The following is a 16,632-nucleotide window of genomic DNA, read 5'->3' as shown; positions in this document are numbered from 1 at the left end:
GCACCCGAGCCCGCCCCGGCCGCCGCTCCGGCTCCCGTGGCGGCGGGTTCCCATGCCCAAAGCGCACCCATGCCTGGCACCATCCTCGATATCCACGTGAAGGTCGGCGACGTCGTCACCGCCAATCAGCCCGTCATGATCCTCGAGGCCATGAAGATGGAGAACGAGGTCGTCGCCGAGCAGGCGGGCACCATCGCTTCCATCAACGTCGAAAAGGGCGCCATGGTGAACCCTGGCGACACGCTCTTCACCCTCGCCTAAGCGCACCCACTCCGACGCGCCGCCGATGAGGCGGCGCTTTTATCCAGAAACGAGGCACTATGGAAATCCTACTCGACGGCGTGCAGGCACTTATCGCCGAGCCGGGGCGCATCGCGATGATCCTCATCGGCTGCGTCCTCATGTACCTGGGCATCAAGAAGGAGTACGAGCCCACGCTGCTCGTGCCCATGGGACTCGGCACCATCCTGGTGAACATTCCCGCATCCGGCGTCCTCATGACCGGTACCGAGCCCGGACCGTTCCAGATCCTGTTCGACGCCGGCATCGAGACCGAGTTGTTCCCGCTGCTGCTGTTCATCGGCATCGGCGCCATGATCGACTTTGGCCCGCTGCTCGCCAACCCGTTCCTGTTGTTGTTCGGCGCGGCCGCGCAGTTCGGCATCTTCTTCGTGACCATCGTGGCCACGGGCGTGTTCGGCTTCGACATCGCCGACGCCGCCTCCGCGGGCATCATCGCCGCCGCAGACGGCCCCACCTCGATCTTCGTTGCCAACTCACTCGGTTCGAAGTACATGGGCGCAATCATGGTCGCGGCGTACTCCTACATGGCGCTCGTGCCCATCATCCAGCCCATCGCCATCAAGGCCTGCACCACCAAGAAGGAGCGCGCCATCCGCATGACCTACCGTCCCGGTCAGGTCTCGCAGACGGCCAAGATCCTCTTCCCCGTCACCATCTGCGTGGTCGCCGGTCTCATCGCCCCGGTGTCCCTGCCGCTCGTGGGTTTCCTCATGTTCGGCAACCTCCTGCGCGAGTGCGGCGTGCTCAACTCGCTTTCCGCCTCCGCCCAAAACGAGCTCGTGAACCTCATCTCCATCCTTTTGGGCCTGTGCGTCTCCGTGAAGATGGAATACAGCGAGTTCCTGCAATTCGACACGCTCATCATCATGGGCCTCGGCCTCATCGGCTTCATCATGGACTCCGTGGGCGGCGTCATGTTCGCCAAGCTCCTGAACCTGTTCCGCAAGGAGAAGATCAACCCCATGGTGGGCGCCGCGGGCATCTCCGCGTTCCCCATGGCCTCGCGCGTGGTGCAAAAGCTCGCCACCGAGGAGGACCCCGGCAACTTCATCCTCATGCAGGCCGCTGCCGCCAACGTCGCCGGTCAGATCGCCTCGGTCGTCGCCGGCGGTCTCGTCCTCGGCCTTCTGCTCTAGAAAGGGGTGCTGGCAATGACCGATCTCATCGCATCGCTCGGACTTTCCACCGACCTGTCCCTCGCCATCCAGATCCTCATCTTGGGCTGGGGCGGCATCTTCATCGTCATGTTCGTCATCTACGTGATCTCGCTCGCCCTCGCCCGACTCTTCCCGCCGTCGAAGGAGGCCTAGCATGACCCGCAAGATCCGCTTCATGGAGACCGTCCTGCGCGACGGCCAGCAAAGTCAGATCGCCACGCGCATGCCCATCGAGGACATGCTCCCCATCCTCGAGACGCTCGACCAGTGCGGCTTCGAGTCCCTCGAGGTCTGGGGCGGCGCCACGTTCGACAGCTGCCTGCGCTACCTGAACGAGGACCCGTGGGAGCGCCTGCGCACCATTCGCGCCCACGTCAAAAACACCAAATTGCAGATGCTGCTGCGCGGCCAGAACCTGCTCGGCTACCGCAACTACGCCGACGACGTGGTCGAGGCCCTGGTAAAGAAATCCGTGGAGAACGGCATCGACGTCATCCGCATCTTCGATGCGCTGAACGACACCCGCAACCTTACAACCTCCATCCGTGCCGCCAAGGAGGCGGGCGGCGAGGTCCAGGCCGCCATCTCCTACACCACGAGCGACGTGCACACCGTGCGCTACTTCGTGAGCCTGGCCAACGAGATGGCCCGCGCCGGCGCCGACTCGATCTGCATCAAGGACATGGCCGGCGTCCTCACCCCCGATGTCGCCTTCGAGCTCGTGAGCGAGATCAAGGCATCGTGCGACCTGCCCCTGCAGGTGCACACGCACGGCACCGCAGGCATCGCCCAGATGACCTACCTCAAGGCAGTCGAGGCCGGTGCCGACATCATCGACACCTGCTCCTCCCCCTTCGCGGAGGGTACGAGCCAACCGGCGACCGAGTCCATGGCCATCGCCCTTGAGGCCCTCGGCTACAAAACCGGCCTGGACATCGAGAAGCTCGAGGCCGTGGCCGCGCACTTCCTGCCCATCCGCAACCGCTTCTTGGACGAGGGTGGCCTGAACCCCAAGGTCATGGCCGTCGAGCCCAAGGCGCTGCTGTACAAGGTCCCCGGCGGCATGCTCTCCAATCTGCTCGCCAACCTGAAGGACATGCACGTGGAGGACAAGTACGCCGAGGTCCTCGCCGAGGTCCCACGCGTCCGCGCCGACCTGGGCTACCCGCCGCTCGTGACCCCGCTGTCCCAGATGGTGGGCTCCCAGGCGCTCATGAACGTCATCTCCGGCGAGCGCTACAAAGTCGTCCCCGCCGAGATCAAGGACTACGTACGCGGTCAATACGGCCGTCCGCCCGTGACCATCTCAGAGAAAATCCGCCGCCAGATCATCGGCGACGACGAGGTCATCACCTGCCGTCCGGCCGACCTGATCGAACCCGCGATGCCGCGCCTGCGTGAGGAGATCTCGCAATACGCCCGCTCGGAGGAGGACGTGCTGTCCTATGCCCTGTTCCCCGAGCAGGCACGCGACTTCTTGGGTCGCCGCGAGGATCCGTTCTACGACGTCCCCGTCCAAGAGGTCAACGTCTCCATCGACGTGGCGTAAAGACCGCGCAACATAGCGTCTCCCTACGGCGGGCGCCCGCATCTCCTTCGCGGGCGCCCGCATTTTCATGCTCGACCTCCGTGCCCGGTCGAACGGCGGCTTGTCCGCGCGTCCCGAACGCACCGTGGCCCGCGACGGCAACGTCGCAGGCCACGGACCACGTTCTATGAAGCGAGTAGGGCCTACGCCGGACGGATGCAGACATCCACGGCGTCGTAGGTGTCCACGATGCCCCCATCGTGCGAAACGAGTGCGTGGCCATACCCATCGACGCCCAAGAACAGTCCACAGACCAATTCCTCGCCCTCGATGGTGATGACGCGGACCCGCGTGCCGATAAACGCCAACGAGGCGTTATATGCGGCAAGCAGCGGCGCCAGAGGGCCTTCGGCTCCGCCACGCACGGGGTCTTTGATCCAACGATCGACCTCGGCGCTCGACGTCTGCTGCGCGGAGCTATCCGGGCTCGGGTATTTGCGATTCCAACGGTCGGCCGCCGACCAGCCCTCCACGAACTTGAGGATGCCGTCTCGAATGGCATCGGCAAGAACGTCCAGATCGGGACAGGAGGCCCCGGGGACGAGGGCATCGCGCAGGCCCGTCGCCGGCAGCGGAGCCAAGGCGCCGTCACTCGCAGGGAGCTCGGGGGTCTCGATGTTCACACCGATGCCGCACACGGCGAACGCGCCCTCGTCGGACATGGCGAGCTCCGTGAGCACGCCCGCGAGCTTGCGGCCACCCACGACGATGTCGTTGGGCCACTTGAGACGCGCGCCCGGGCAACCCGCCTCACGCAAAGCGCCCATGGCGCCCATCGCACAGGCAACGGGCAAAGCGGGCAACGCGGTGGCGGACACATCGGGCCTGAGAAGGACCGAGAGATACAGGCCTCCGGCGGGAGACGCCCACATATGGGTGCGCTGACCACGGCCGGCAGTCTGAACGCGTGCACGAAGGGCGGCGCCATGCGGCGCGCCCTCACGGCCGCGTCTCTTCATTTCGGCATTGGTCGAACCGATCTCATCGACCACCTCGATGAGCGGCAGATTCTCCCCCATCTCGATCCCCTCTTCCGCTGGAGGCCCCTCGCATATGCGAATAAGGCGGCGCGGGCGGGTACTCCCGTCAACGCGCCGCCTCAACAGATTCAGCGGGTAAAACACCCTACCTGTCTAGCATACGGAAAAATCTTGCCTCGAACTCTGGGTTTTCGACGAACGCACCCCTACGGGCGAGAGTGGCGGTTTTTGTGCCCGGTTTTTGGACACCGCGCATGGTCATGCACATATGCTCGGCCTCCATGTACACGATGGCACCCTTGCAGTCGAGCTCGGCCATGAGCGCATCGGCGACCTGCGCGGTCAGCTGCTCCTGCAGCTGCAGACGACGGGCAAAGACCTCGACCGTGCGGGCAAGCTTGGAAAGTCCCGCGACGCGACCGTTGGGAATGTAGCCGATGGCTGCCTTGCCGTAGAACGGCAGCATATGGTGTTCGCACAGCGAGTAGAAGGTGATGTCGCGCTCGATGACGAGGTCGTCGCCGGAGACGGCGAAGGTCTTGGACAGATGCTCGGAAGCGCTTCGGTCCATGCCGTCGCAAAGCTCGGAATACATGCGCGCAACGCGGTCGGGCGTCTCGACAAGCCCCTCGCGCGTGGGGTCCTCGCCGATACCCTCAAGCAGCAGGCGAACCGCCTCGCGCACCTTATCCTGATCGACCATCTCTACCAGCTTTCCTCGCACCACAGGGTGCCTCGCGACTCAATCTGCAAGATATGGTACCACGCGTCGATAACCGCGCTTAATCCATCGCGTGCGTGGCGTAAACGCGCTCATCCCCCCATAGGCGCACGGCGTCCGCAGGGGCAATCCCCGCCGCAACGGCCTCGAGCGTCTCGGGCATGTCGATGAGGCGTTGATTCGAAGATCCCCGGAAACGAAGCGTGATGTCATGCAGGTCCTGCACGAAGGGGCCATCCACCAAAACATCCACGCACCTCAAGATGCGATCGGTGAACTCAGTGTGATGGCGACCACCGTCCACGAGCTCCACATCCCAGGTATCCCCCGTGAAGCACCATATGGTCTTGCCGCTCTCGCGCGGAAACTCATCACGCACGCGCTCGACGAAGGCGACGAGTCCTTCCTGATTTTCCGGCTCCATGGGTTCGCCGCCCAAAATGGTCAGGCCGTCGACATACGCCGGGCGCAGGCTCTCGATGATGGCATCCTCGGTCTCGCGCGCGAACGGCTTGCCCGCGGCGAAGTTCCACGCCACCTCGTTGAAGCAGTTCTTGCACCCCCGGCGGCATCCGGATACGAACAGCGTCGTACGAACCCCCTCGCCGTTGGCGATATCGAAATGCTTGATCTCAGCGTAGTTCATGAGCCCGATTCCTCCTCAAGAGCCCCTCATGCGTCAGCCCGAGGCCCCAGCGGCACAGCCCCACATAACCATAGCAACTGCAGGGCAAGAGCAGGGGCTGTCCGAGCGCATACCATCCGTCGCGAGTTCCGCACGAACAGAAGGCCCCGGTGGGGCCTTCGTCGTGAGCAGGGCTGCCCGAGCAGCGGATGGCATACGCCCGGACAGCCCGCCGGAATCGCCCCTTACAGATGCAGTACGCGATCGCGGATCTCCTCGGTGCGGCCCTGATTCCAGAACTGCGTACCGATATAGCCGCACGTACGGCGGGCGACGTTCAGCGTCTCCTGGTTGTGGTTGCCGCAATGCGGGCACTCCCACACCAACTTGCCGTCATCCTCCACGATCTTGATCTCACCGTCGAAGCCGCACTCCTGGCAGTAATCGCTCTTGGTGTTCAGCTCCGCGTACATGATGTTGTCGTAAATGTACTGCATGACGCGGATAACGGCCTTGAGGTTGTCCTGCATGTTGGGCACCTCGACGTAGGAGATGGCACCGCCCGGGGACAGGCGCTGGAACTGGCTCTCGAACTTGAGCTTATCGAACGCGTCGATCTCCTCGGACACATGGACGTGGTAGCTGTTGGTGATGTAGCCCTTGTCCGTCACGCCGGGGATGATGCCGAAGCGGCGCTGCAGGCACTTGGAGAACTTGTAGGTGGTGGACTCGAGCGGGGTACCGTAGATGGAGTAGTCGATATCCTCGGCGGCCTTCCACTCGTTGCACTTGTCGTTCATGCGCTGCATGACCGCCATGGCGAACGGCGTGCCGTGCTCATCGGTGTGGCTCGCACCCGTCATGTACTTCACGCACTCATACAGGCCGGCATAACCCAGGCTGATGGTGGAATACCCGCCAAAGAGCAGCTTGTCGATCTTCTCGCCCTTATCCAGGCGCGCCAGGGCGCCATACTGCCACAGGATCGGGGCGGCGTCGGACAGGGTGCCCAGCAGGCGCTCGTGGCGGCAGCGCAGGGCGCGATGGCACAGTTCCAGGCGCTCATCGAAGATCTCCCAGAACTTGTCCATGTCGCGCTGTGAGGAGAGGGCCACATCAGGCAGGTTGATGGTCACAACGCCCTGATTGAAACGACCATAGTACTTGGGTTTGCCGGGCTCGTAATTCTTGGCGCGGGCAACATTGTCATAGCCGTTACCCGTGCGATCGGGCGTAAGGAAGCTGCGGCAGCCCATGCAGGTGTAGCAATCGCCGTTGCCCTCGGTCTCGCCCTTGGAGAGCTTGAACTCGCGCATCTTCTTCTCGGAGATGTAATCGGGCACCATGCGCTTGGCGGTGCACTTGGCCGCGAGCTGGGTCAGGTAAAAGTACTCGGACCCCTCGTAGACGTTATCCTCCTCGAGGACGTAGATGAGCTTGGGGAACGCGGGGGTGATCCACACGCCCGCCTCGTTCTTCACGCCCTCGTAGCGCTGGCGCAGGGTCTCCTCGATGATCATGGCAAGATCGCGCTTCTCGGCCTCGCTGCGGGCCTCATTGAGGTACATGAACACCGTCACGAAGGGTGCCTGGCCGTTGGTGGTCATGAGGGTGACGACCTGATACTGGATGGTCTGAACGCCACGGCGAATCTCGTCGCGCAGGCGGGTCTCCACGACCTCGGATACCTTCTCCTCGGGCGCCTCGACCCCGAGCTCCTTGAGCTCGGCATCGACCTGGCGGCGGATCTTTTGACGGCTCACCTCGACGAACGGGGCGAGATGCGTGAGTGAGATGGACTGGCCGCCGTACTGGCACGAAGCGACCTGGGCGATGATCTGCGTGGCGATGTTGCAGGCGGTGGAGAAGCTGTGCGGGCGCTCGATGAGCGTGCCGGAGATGACCGTGCCGTTCTGCAGCATGTCCTCGAGATTCACGAGGTCGCAGTTGTGCATGTGCTGGGCGAAATAGTCGGAATCGTGGAAATGGATGATGCCCTCGTTGTGGGCCTCGACGATCTCGGCGGGCAGGAGCACGCGCTGCGTGAGGTCCTTGGAGACTTCACCGGCCATATAGTCGCGCTGCACGGAGTTGACCGTGGGGTTCTTATTGGAGTTCTCCTGCTTGACCTCTTCGTTGTTGCACTCGATAAGGGACAAGATCTTATCGTCCGTGGTGTTCTTCTGGCGCTTGAGGCCCTGGACGTAGCGATAGATGATGTAGCGGCGAGCGACCTCAAAGCGGTCGAGGGCCATGATCTCATCCTCGACCATGTCCTGGATCTCCTCGACGGAGACGGTGTGGCCGGCGGACTCGCAGCGATCGGCGACGTTCTGCGCGGCGTAGACCACCTGGCGATCGGTGAGGCGCTCGGCCTCCTTGACCTCGCTGTTGGCGCCCTTGATGGCGTCGATGATCTTCTGGATGTCGAAGTTGACCTCAGAACCGCTGCGCTTGATGATCTTCATGGCGTTCCTCCGCGAATCGCTCTACTAACCCGTACATGCCACAATGATGGGAAAACCTCGGCTCCACACGATATGACAGCGCGCGGACAAACCGAGGCCATAAGTTGCCTGGGACAGTATGATAGGCCATTTTTGCATCAATATCTGGTATCACTTTTTTAGACCAACACTATATATTGTGTTTCAGCAGGTCAGAGATAATGTGCTGACTTCTTCCCGCATTCAAATCTGCGAACCTGCGGGACGCCGAAAACAAGACGTAGGCGCCCAACCTGCGCGGATGCAAAAACAGCGACGCAAAAGGCCGGCGGGGTGTCCATAACTTCTCCGCTTGACACGGGACGATCGCCTCGAGGCATGCTGGGCGAATCATGATCGGCCTACATGTTGTGCGCAGCGCGCAACCAAGCTCCCCCACGAATAACGGAGCCAGAGGTCCGGTCGCGAAGAGGTCGCATGGACTCGCCAAAAGAAAACGGACGCCCCGAAGGACGCCCCTTTACAATGCTATGGAGGCGAAGCCCGGATTCGAACCGGGGGTAAAGGCTTTGCAGGCCTCTGCCTTACCACTTGGCCACTTCGCCGTATATGCAAAGGGCCGATTGAAATCGGCCCCGGCACATTCAATGGAGCGGACAACGGGGCTCGAACCCGCGACCCCAACCTTGGCAAGGTTGTGCTCTACCAACTGAGCCATGTCCGCATGTGGTGGGCGATACAAGATTTGAACTTGTGACCCCTTCCGTGTCAGGGAAGTGCTCTCCCCCTGAGCTAATCGCCCGTCTCAGGTGTGCGCCTCAGCGCGGGATTAACTATAGCCGAGCAGAATTTCAGATGCAACAACATTTTTCAAAATTTTTGAGATCGTTTGGTTTTCCCTGGTAGAACGCGAGAACCGACCAATTTCCCGCCCCTTTGCAAAGCGCATCGCATCATGTTGCCGTATGCGGAGCCCAGATCCGACCGTCCACTAACGGCCCTCCCCGTCCGACGAAAGCCTCTCCGAAAACCAGTTTCCATTATTTTCAAATGGGGCCTTGCGCTTGAACGGTCGATTGCGTATAGTACTTCTTCGCAAGCGGACATGGCTCAGTTGGTAGAGCACAACCTTGCCAAGGTTGGGGTCGCGGGTTCGAGCCCCGTTGTCCGCTCCATTGCATTTGAGGAGCCGGTTGTTTCAATCGGCTCTTTTCATATCACGGCGGCTTGGCCAAGTGGTAAGGCAGAGGCCTGCAAAGCCTTTACCCCCGGTTCGAATCCGGGAGCCGCCTCCATCGCAGTATCAACGGGCGTCCCATCGGGGCGCCCGTTTTGCATAGGGCGGCCATTTGCCCCTATCCCACCAACTTGATCAGGCGGACCTGCGTGCCCGGAGCATCCGCACGGCGCCGAACCTCCACACTGTCCACGAGCATGCGCATGAGCTTGATGCCGCGACCGCGTTCGAGGCTCTCGGCGGGCTCCTCCCCGTCTGCGATCTCATAGCCGCAACCGCAGTCTCGCACCTCGATGATCACGCGATCGGGATATGCATAGACGCTCATGGAACCGCCCTCACCGCCGCAGGCATGGTCGTACGCGTTGGAAAGCGCCTCCCCCGCCGCAAGAGCCACATCGAAGCACTCCTCGCGCGTGAGCGGAAGCGCGCCCAAAAGCTCCGCCACGCGATGGCGGTATTCGGCGAGGTGCTCGACACCCCGCTGGATGGTGAAGCTCTTACTCCACAGCGGCGGCACATCGGGTGCTATGACCGGGATTGCGGGGCGCTCGACAGTCGATACATGCAGGATGTCGATCAGGCGCGCGATCTGCAAAAAGCGCGCGACATCGGGAGATGCGTTCACGAGCGACAGGAGCCCCTCACGCCCGTAGAGGGCGCGGGCACGCGACAGCAAGAAGGCGAGACCCGTCGAATCGATGAACGTCACGTTCTGGCAGTTCACCAAGATGCGACGCACGCCGCTGTCGATCAGGGCGTCGACCTGCTCACGCAGGCGCGGCACCGACGCGAGGTCGATGTCGGTCGTGGGCGCAATGACGGCTATGTCGTTCCATTCATTCATGCTGCTATGGTTCCCCAAACTCCCCCATCCGATACGCCACCCCACCACAGGGCGGCATCGCACACGACCCTAGGACTCGTCCATGCGAAGCGCGACGAGAGCGATATCGTCGTCGAGCGCGGAACCGGTAAACGCATCGAGTTCCGCCAGGACCTTCGAGCACAGGCCGTCGATGCCGGCGGAAGCGGAGCGCAGCAGGGTCTCTCGCAAGCGGGCCTCGCCGAAAAAGCCGCCCGAAGCATCACGGGCCTCGATGGCGCCGTCGGTGTACATGAACAAGATGTCACCGGGATTGAAGGCGAACGCGCCGTTCTCATACACCATGGAGGGGAACGCCCCCACAACGCCCGACTGAACACTCAACAGCTCCGCCTCGACGCCGCCGGACGCATCCCGCCTCAGCAGCATGGTGGGCGGATGGCCCGCCGAGCAATAGGTCGCCCTGCCGTGACGCAGATCGATCTTGGCGATGAACACCGTCACGAAGGTCTCCACCCTCGAGAAGCTCATGAGCATGCGATTGAGTGAGCGCGCCATGCGCGCGGGGCTCGCACCCTCCCACGCATAGGCAGTGAGCGCCGTCTTGACGAGGGCCGACATCGAGGCGGCCTCGACGCCCTTGCCCGACACGTCGCCCAAGATCATGACAGCGCGGTCATCGGGCAAGCGGATAAGCGTGTAGAAATCGCCGCCCACAAGCGCCTGGCGCGTGGCGGACGAGTAGAGTGAATCTGTCGTGATGCCGGGGACGGAACCGAGGTCGTTGCGCATGCCGGCCTGCAGCGTCTGCGCGATGCGGCGCTCGCTCTTCTGCTGCAGGGCGCCCTCCATGATGAGCTCGAAATCATGCGCGACGTGCGTGAGGTAATCGAATTCCATGTCGTCGACGGGCTCTTGGGAGCCATCACGCAACAAGAGGAAGCGTCGCGGCGGAAGCACCGTGGAGAAGGGGCCCGCGTCCTCGACGAACACCGCCTCCTCCAAATTGGGGCCATTATCCATGAACACGCCCTGACACGGCAGACCGTGGCGCTCAAGCCACTCGCCGATCCACGTGATGCGGTCGACACGGGCCAGCCTGATCTGCTTGGGGTCCTCCGTGACGGAAAGCGGGCCCGTGTCCGCGTTGAAGGCATCGGAGCGCGAAGAGGCGCCCACGCGAGCGGCGGGCGCGGTCACGGAGAAGAACATCTCGTCGGCGTCGCACGGCAGGTCGATGCGGCGCCCGCCATCGAGCTCGATGATGTAGATGCCGCGCTCCATGTCATTCAACACAGGCAGCAAGCGGCAGGAGAGTTGCTCGAGGACCTCCTCTATCATCTCGCGCCATGCGGCAACCGGATCCGACCCTGCGGCGTACAAAGCCTCGCGAATGCGCGTGAGCGACCGTGTGAGGCCGGCCGTGCGAGCGGCTCGCAGGGAGCTCACCACGCCGACCAATTCGATGGAGAGATAGTCGCAGATGACCTCGAGCACACGCACGTCGGATACCCGTGGCGAACAGGGCCGCGTCCATCCGAGCTCGACGATGCCGAGCACCTGCGTGCCGAAGTAGACGGGAACGGCGATGAGCGTCTTGAAAGGCGGCATGTCCTGGCTGCGGACGTTATGGCGGATGCGCGCATCCAGATCGTAAAACGATCCGGGGACCGTTGGGTCGTCCGGATCACCGGGAACGAGCGAGATGCGGCACGCCCGCTGCTCGCGCAGGACGTGCGTCGCCACACCTGCGCCATAGGGAATGAACGCCGGAACACGGGAGCCCATGAGGCCGCGGCTCACGCCGCGCAGCTTGAATCCGCCACTCTCGGCGAAATAGATCGTCGTGCCCGCGGCGTCGAGCGTCTCGGCCATTCGATTCAAAACGGTATCGAGCAACGTGGGCATATCGTTGGAACCCACCGTGGACATGATCACGGACAGTGTGCCGGAAAGACGCTTGTTCGCCGCCTTGAGCTCAGACAACAGGCGCTGTGCCTTGCGGTCGTAGGCATACTGCTCCTCGAGGCTCCTGATGGCCACGACATAGCGATGCGCATGTCCCCCCTCGCCCTCGGGACTCCCGGAAAGCTCGATGGCGCGCACGCGGACGGGAATGAAGGAGCCATCCGCGAGTTTGAGCATGAGCGTATTCTCGGAACCGTCTGCCGTGAAGGGCACCTTGTGGCCCATTGAGCGCTCAAATGAAACGCTATACAGCAAGTCCTTGATGTCGGCGCCGACGACCTGCTCCCTGCCGATCTTCCCTAGCGAGAGCATCTGGCGGTTCACATGGGCGACCGTGCCGTCGGCGTCGCAGATGGCGACGGCGTCGCTCGTCACCTCGACGAGTCGGGCGACATCACTCAATTCCTCATTGTGCATGCGTTCCATGCGCATCCTCCCGCCGACTCGACACGGCGCGGGCGCGCTCATCGCACGACCGCGTGCGATAGATAGTAAAAAACCCAAACCCCGAAGGGTTTGGGTACTGTTCACGTGGTGTCGGAGGCGGGACTTGAACCCGCATGACCAAAATCGGTCACTAGCACCTCAAGCTAGCGCGTCTGCCAATTCCGCCACTCCGACGTTCGCAACAGGGAGTATATTAACCTGGATTCCGCCGACTGTGCAAGTCTTTTTTCCAAAAAAGTTAGAAATATTTTTCCAGACGCCATTACACCAGCTCAGAGGCAAAAAGATCGATCTTTCCGGAGGCGTCGACGGCAGAAGCGGCAACGCGGTCGGACGCGATCTTGGTATATGCCGGGTGCGCGAGCGGGATGAGGAGTAGGCTCTCCCCCGCCATGGACAGGGCATCTTGGATCAGCGCACGACGGGTTGCGACGTCTGTCGCCCGGCGCGCCTCGGCGAGAACGTGATCGAGCTGCTCGTCTCGATACACGCTGATCCCCGCCGCCGATCGATCATATGTGAGCAGCTCATCCGCAATCGCCTCGAGAGCGGGCACGGGCGGCTCAAGAGTCCTCAGCGCGCAATCGAACTCGGCGGCGCGATAGCGCTTCACAAAATCATCCGTATCCAACGCCTCGGTCTTGACCGAGAACCCAGCGGCCTCGAGATCGCGCACGACATGCGCCACCACCCGGGCGCCCGTTCCTCCCTTGCGGTAGATCAGATCGATATCGAGGTCGAGCGGATCGGGCAAGGGCGCATCGGTCTCGGTGCCCTCTTCGGCAGAACCCTCCCCTTCCACGGGATCATTCTGCAGCGCCGCGAGCTTGGCGGCCTCGACCAGCTGAAGCGAACCCTCAGGATCGTACGTGCACGCATCCCAGGGCTGTATCTCGGCAACGCGAGGGGAAATGGGACCGAGGGCGGGCTCGCCGCTGAATTTGAGCACCTTGCGACACAGGGCCTCGCGATCGACGGAAAGACAGGCGGCACGACGCATCTCGGGGCGGAAAAACACCCCGGACAGGCAGTTGAGGGAGAGATAGAGCAAGCCGCCCTCGACCCCGTGCGCAAGACGGGCATCCACCGCCATCGAACGGCCGTCAGGAGCGGGAGTCGCGATATCCTCGGCGTCAGAAAGCTGATCGACGGGAACGTCGGTGATATCGATATTGCCAGCGCGGAACTGCTTGTACGCCGCGACCGTGTCGGCCATGGGGTCGAGCAAGACGCCCGCAGCAAGCGGCGCTCCGATGACGCAGTCGGCGAAAGACGCGAGCATCACACCGCGCCCGCGCTCCCACGGGTACTTGAGGGCAAAAGGCCCGTTGCCAACAGGCTTCAAGGCAAATGCCTCGGGATCCGCCAATGCCGCGGCGGGGACGGGACCCAGCGCAGGATGAGCCGTCACGTGATCGAAATATGGACACGGCTGGGTGAGGGTGACCACGAAGGTGGCATCATCGGGGCAGCGAAGACCGACCATCTCCGAAGCCCGACCCGCGCGCAGCGCCGCGTAGCCATCAACCAGGTGCAGCAACGAACCCCACCGCCCGAACACGGGCTCGGCATCAGATGCGCTCTCACCGCTGGGAATGGCACGCACAAGGCGCTCCCATGCGATCTTGAAAGACGATGCGGTCACGCGCTCCCCATTGTGAAAGACAGCGTGCTCCGGAAGCTTGAACGTGAACGTGCACGCGTCATCTGAGACGGCGCACGACAGCGCAGCGCCGGGGACAAGCTCCCCGTTGGCATCGAACCGCATCAGGGGCGTGAAAACGGCGGAGAGCACCTGCAGGCCCGCACGATCTTGAACCAGCAGGGGATCAATCTCGGAAAGCTTCCCGACACGGCATTTCAACCAGGATGCGGGGACGGTCTCCGCACCACCTTGGGATCCGCCCTCCTGCCCCCCGCACGCGGAGAGCGCGGACATCGCGGCGATGCCCATGGCCGCACCGCAAAGGGTTCGTCTATCGATCATCAAAAGTCCTCCCGGCTTTCGCGCGGTTGCATATTGCATCCACTCTAAACGAAATGAGCGCGCAAGGACCGACATTCCACGCACTATTCAGGCGGCGCATCGAGGCACTTCACCCTGTTCGGTAAAAAGAAGGACCCGCAGGGAGCGGGTCCTTCGAATGTTCGATGCAAAGCACGTCGTCAGACGGGCTTACAGATCGATATGAGACTCCTTGATGGGGAACGGAGCCGCATAGTGGCAGGCGCAGAAATGGCCCTCGCCGATCTCACGGAACTCTGGGGCCTCCTCGGAGCACTTGGCCTGAGCGATCGGGCAGCGGGTGTGGAAACGGCAGCCGCTCGGCGGATCGATCGGGCTCGGCGGATCGCCGGCGAGGATGATCCGCTTGCGGTTCTGCTGCACATCCGGATCCGGAATCGGAACTGCAGAGAGCAGGGCCTGCGTGTACGGGTGGTTCGGCTCGGCGTACAGGCTCTTCCAATCGGAGAGCTCGACCATCTTGCCGAGGTACATGACGGCCACGCGGTCGGAGATGTGCTGCACGACGGACAAGTCGTGGGCGATGAACAGATAAGCGGTTCCGTACTGCTTCTGCAGGTCCTTCAGCAGGTTCAGGACCTGGGCCTGGATGGAAACGTCCAGGGCGGAAACAGGCTCGTCGCAGATGATGAGCTTCGGGCGCAGGATGAACGAGCGAGCGATGCCGACGCGCTGACGCTGACCGCCGGAGAACTCGTGCGGGTAGCGGTTGATGTGCTCGGGATTGAGGCCGACCACGTCAAGCAGCTCGCGAACGCGCTCGATACGCTCCTCGGGAGTGCCGATGCCGTGAATGACCATAGGCTCAGAGATGATCTCACCGATGGTCATACGGGGGTTCAAGGATGCATAGGGATCCTGGAAGATGAACTGCATCTCTCGGCGCATGGCCTTGAGCTCCTTCTTGTTCATCTTGGAGATGTCGCGACCCTCGAAGTAAACCTTGCCGGAGGTCGGCGGATCGAGGTGCATGATGGCGCGACCGGTGGTGGACTTACCGCAACCGGACTCACCGACCAGGCCGAACGTCTCGCCAGCACGAATCTCGAAGGAAAGGTCGTTGACAGCGGAGACGACCTTCTTGGAGAACTTACCACCCATGAAGCCGGAGCCGGTGGGGAACTCCTTGTGCAGGTGCTCGACCTTGAGCAGGGGCGTGTTGTTATCTGCCATTTAGGCCTCGCCTCCCTTCGTGGCGGCGACGTTCATGTCGTCGGGAATGGCGGTCGGAACCGTACCGCGGGAACGGGACGTATCAGGTGCGAAGCGCTTCACAAACGCATCGTCGTCGGCGTAGTGGCACTCGGAATAGTGGCCGTTGTCCATGACGAACTTCTGCGGACGCTCCTTGTGGCAGAGCTCGGTTGCATAGGGGCAACGAGGCGCGAAGGCGCAACCCTTGGGGAGGTTCACGAGCGACGGCGGGTTGCCGTTGATCGGCGTGAGGGGCTTCTTCTCGTCGGTCGCCTGCTCGGGAATGGAGCGAATCAGACCCCAGGTGTAGGGGTGGCGGCTCTCGTAGAAGATCTCCTCGGCGGTACCGAACTCAACCGGGTGACCGGCGTACATGACCATGATCTTGTCGGCCATGTCGGCAACGACGCCCAGGTCGTGGGTGATCATGATGATCGCGTTGCCGTTCTTCTCCTGCATCTCCTGCATGAGCTCGATGATCTGAGCCTGAATGGTAACGTCGAGAGCGGTGGTGGGCTCGTCGGCGATCAGGATGTCAGGGTCGCAGGCAAGAGCCATGGCGATCATGACGCGCTGACGCATACCGCCGGAGAACTGGTGGGGATACTGGTTGACGCGCTTCTCGGGCTCGGGGATGCCCACGAGGTCGAGCAGCTCGGTGGCGCGCTTCAGAGCCTCCTGCTTGGAGTAGCCGCGATGCAGGCGCAGGCCCTCGCCCACCTGACGACCGATCTTGTAAACCGGATTGAGGGAGGTCATGGGGTCCTGGAAGATCATGGCGATATCGTTGCCGCGGACGTGCTGCATCTCCTCTTCGGACATGCTGAGCAGGTCATGGCCGCGATACGTGACAGAGCCGCCCTCGATCTTGCCGGGAGGCATGGAGATGAGGCCCATGATGGTCATGGCGGTCACGGACTTACCGGAGCCGGACTCGCCCACCACGCCGAGGGTCTCGCCGCGGTCGAGCGTGTAGGACACGCCGTCGACGGCATGCACGACGCCGTCCTCGGTGTGGAAGTACATCTTGAGATCGTCGACCTCCAGCAGGTGCTGGCCCTCGGGAATGGGCTGGGTCTTCAGATCGACGTAGTTGTCATTCTTCTTAGCCAT

General features: G+C 62.6%; 13 protein-coding genes and 6 tRNA genes. 6 read left to right on the top strand and 13 right to left on the bottom strand.

Annotated elements, in window-relative coordinates; translation table 11 throughout:
* The 4 genes from COLINT_RS06540 to COLINT_RS06530 form a co-directional block, all read left to right on the top strand.
* Positions 1-261, top strand: a 261-nt coding sequence (locus tag COLINT_RS06540) for an acyl-CoA carboxylase biotin carboxyl carrier protein subunit (protein WP_006723663.1), incomplete at its 5' end; no start/stop codon positions are given.
* Positions 262-320: 59 nt separating this feature from the next.
* The gene (locus COLINT_RS06535; protein ID WP_006723662.1) at positions 321-1,439 is read left to right on the top strand and encodes a sodium ion-translocating decarboxylase subunit beta; all 1,119 of its coding nucleotides are present in this window, start codon (positions 321-323) and stop codon (positions 1,437-1,439) included.
* A gap of 15 nt (positions 1,440-1,454) precedes the next feature.
* Positions 1,455-1,613 carry an OadG-related small transporter subunit gene (locus COLINT_RS08655; protein ID WP_006723661.1) on the top strand — a complete coding sequence of 53 codons (159 nt, stop codon included), beginning with the start codon at positions 1,455-1,457 and terminating at the stop codon, positions 1,611-1,613.
* A 1-nt stretch (position 1,614) separates the two neighbouring features.
* Positions 1,615-3,009, top strand: coding sequence for an oxaloacetate decarboxylase subunit alpha (locus COLINT_RS06530; protein WP_006723660.1), 1,395 nt, complete (start codon positions 1,615-1,617; stop codon positions 3,007-3,009).
* A 182-nt stretch (positions 3,010-3,191) separates the two neighbouring features.
* Here the strand turns inward: COLINT_RS06530 and COLINT_RS06525 are convergent, their stop codons facing one another.
* The 7 genes from COLINT_RS06525 to COLINT_RS06495 form a co-directional block, all read right to left on the bottom strand.
* Complete coding sequence (locus tag COLINT_RS06525; protein WP_006723659.1) at positions 3,192-4,067, bottom strand: biotin--[acetyl-CoA-carboxylase] ligase; 876 nt, start codon at positions 4,065-4,067, stop codon at positions 3,192-3,194.
* A gap of 106 nt (positions 4,068-4,173) precedes the next feature.
* Entirely contained in the window at positions 4,174-4,731 is a 558-nt protein-coding gene (folE, locus tag COLINT_RS06520; RefSeq protein ID WP_006723658.1) for a GTP cyclohydrolase I FolE, read from the bottom strand.
* A gap of 79 nt (positions 4,732-4,810) precedes the next feature.
* Positions 4,811-5,395: an anaerobic ribonucleoside-triphosphate reductase activating protein gene (nrdG, locus tag COLINT_RS06515; RefSeq protein ID WP_006723657.1), complete on the bottom strand. Its 585-nt coding sequence runs from the start codon at positions 5,393-5,395 to the stop codon at positions 4,811-4,813.
* Between the two features lie 224 nt (positions 5,396-5,619).
* Entirely contained in the window at positions 5,620-7,842 is a 2,223-nt protein-coding gene (gene nrdD / locus COLINT_RS06510) for an anaerobic ribonucleoside-triphosphate reductase (RefSeq protein WP_006723656.1), read from the bottom strand.
* A 510-nt stretch (positions 7,843-8,352) separates the two neighbouring features.
* Positions 8,353-8,426 (bottom strand) — tRNA-Cys (locus COLINT_RS06505).
* Between the two features lie 43 nt (positions 8,427-8,469).
* Positions 8,470-8,545 (bottom strand) — tRNA-Gly (locus COLINT_RS06500).
* Positions 8,546-8,548: 3 nt separating this feature from the next.
* Positions 8,549-8,623, bottom strand: a tRNA-Val gene (locus COLINT_RS06495).
* 297 nt (positions 8,624-8,920) lie between these two features.
* On the opposite strand from COLINT_RS06495, the gene COLINT_RS06490 reads away from it, so the two are divergent.
* Both COLINT_RS06490 and COLINT_RS06485 read left to right on the top strand, forming a co-directional pair.
* Positions 8,921-8,996, top strand: a tRNA-Gly gene (locus COLINT_RS06490).
* A 46-nt stretch (positions 8,997-9,042) separates the two neighbouring features.
* Positions 9,043-9,116, top strand: a tRNA-Cys gene (locus tag COLINT_RS06485).
* A 60-nt stretch (positions 9,117-9,176) separates the two neighbouring features.
* Here COLINT_RS06485 and COLINT_RS06480 read toward each other — a convergent pair.
* From COLINT_RS06480 to COLINT_RS06455, 6 genes are all read right to left on the bottom strand, one after another.
* The gene (locus COLINT_RS06480) at positions 9,177-9,905 is read right to left on the bottom strand and encodes an anti-sigma factor antagonist (protein WP_006723654.1); all 729 of its coding nucleotides are present in this window, start codon (positions 9,903-9,905) and stop codon (positions 9,177-9,179) included.
* Positions 9,906-9,974: 69 nt separating this feature from the next.
* Entirely contained in the window at positions 9,975-12,278 is a 2,304-nt protein-coding gene (locus COLINT_RS06475) for a SpoIIE family protein phosphatase (RefSeq protein ID WP_039910425.1), read from the bottom strand.
* Positions 12,279-12,384: 106 nt separating this feature from the next.
* Positions 12,385-12,473 (bottom strand) — tRNA-Leu (locus tag COLINT_RS06470).
* 88 nt (positions 12,474-12,561) lie between these two features.
* A complete protein-coding gene (locus COLINT_RS06465; protein ID WP_039910424.1) occupies positions 12,562-14,286 on the bottom strand; it encodes an ABC transporter substrate-binding protein in 1,725 nt (574 codons plus the stop codon).
* Positions 14,287-14,475: 189 nt separating this feature from the next.
* A complete protein-coding gene (locus COLINT_RS06460; protein ID WP_006723651.1) occupies positions 14,476-15,498 on the bottom strand; it encodes an ABC transporter ATP-binding protein in 1,023 nt (340 codons plus the stop codon).
* Positions 15,499-16,632, bottom strand: a complete 1,134-nt coding sequence (locus COLINT_RS06455) for an ABC transporter ATP-binding protein (protein ID WP_006723650.1) — start codon at positions 16,630-16,632, stop codon at positions 15,499-15,501.

The sequence above is a fragment of the Collinsella intestinalis DSM 13280 genome (assembly GCF_000156175.1).
GTDB classification, from domain to species: domain Bacteria; phylum Actinomycetota; class Coriobacteriia; order Coriobacteriales; family Coriobacteriaceae; genus Collinsella; species Collinsella intestinalis.
Note: the sequence above shows the minus strand (reverse complement) of the source record. Positions and strands in the feature narration are given on the sequence as shown.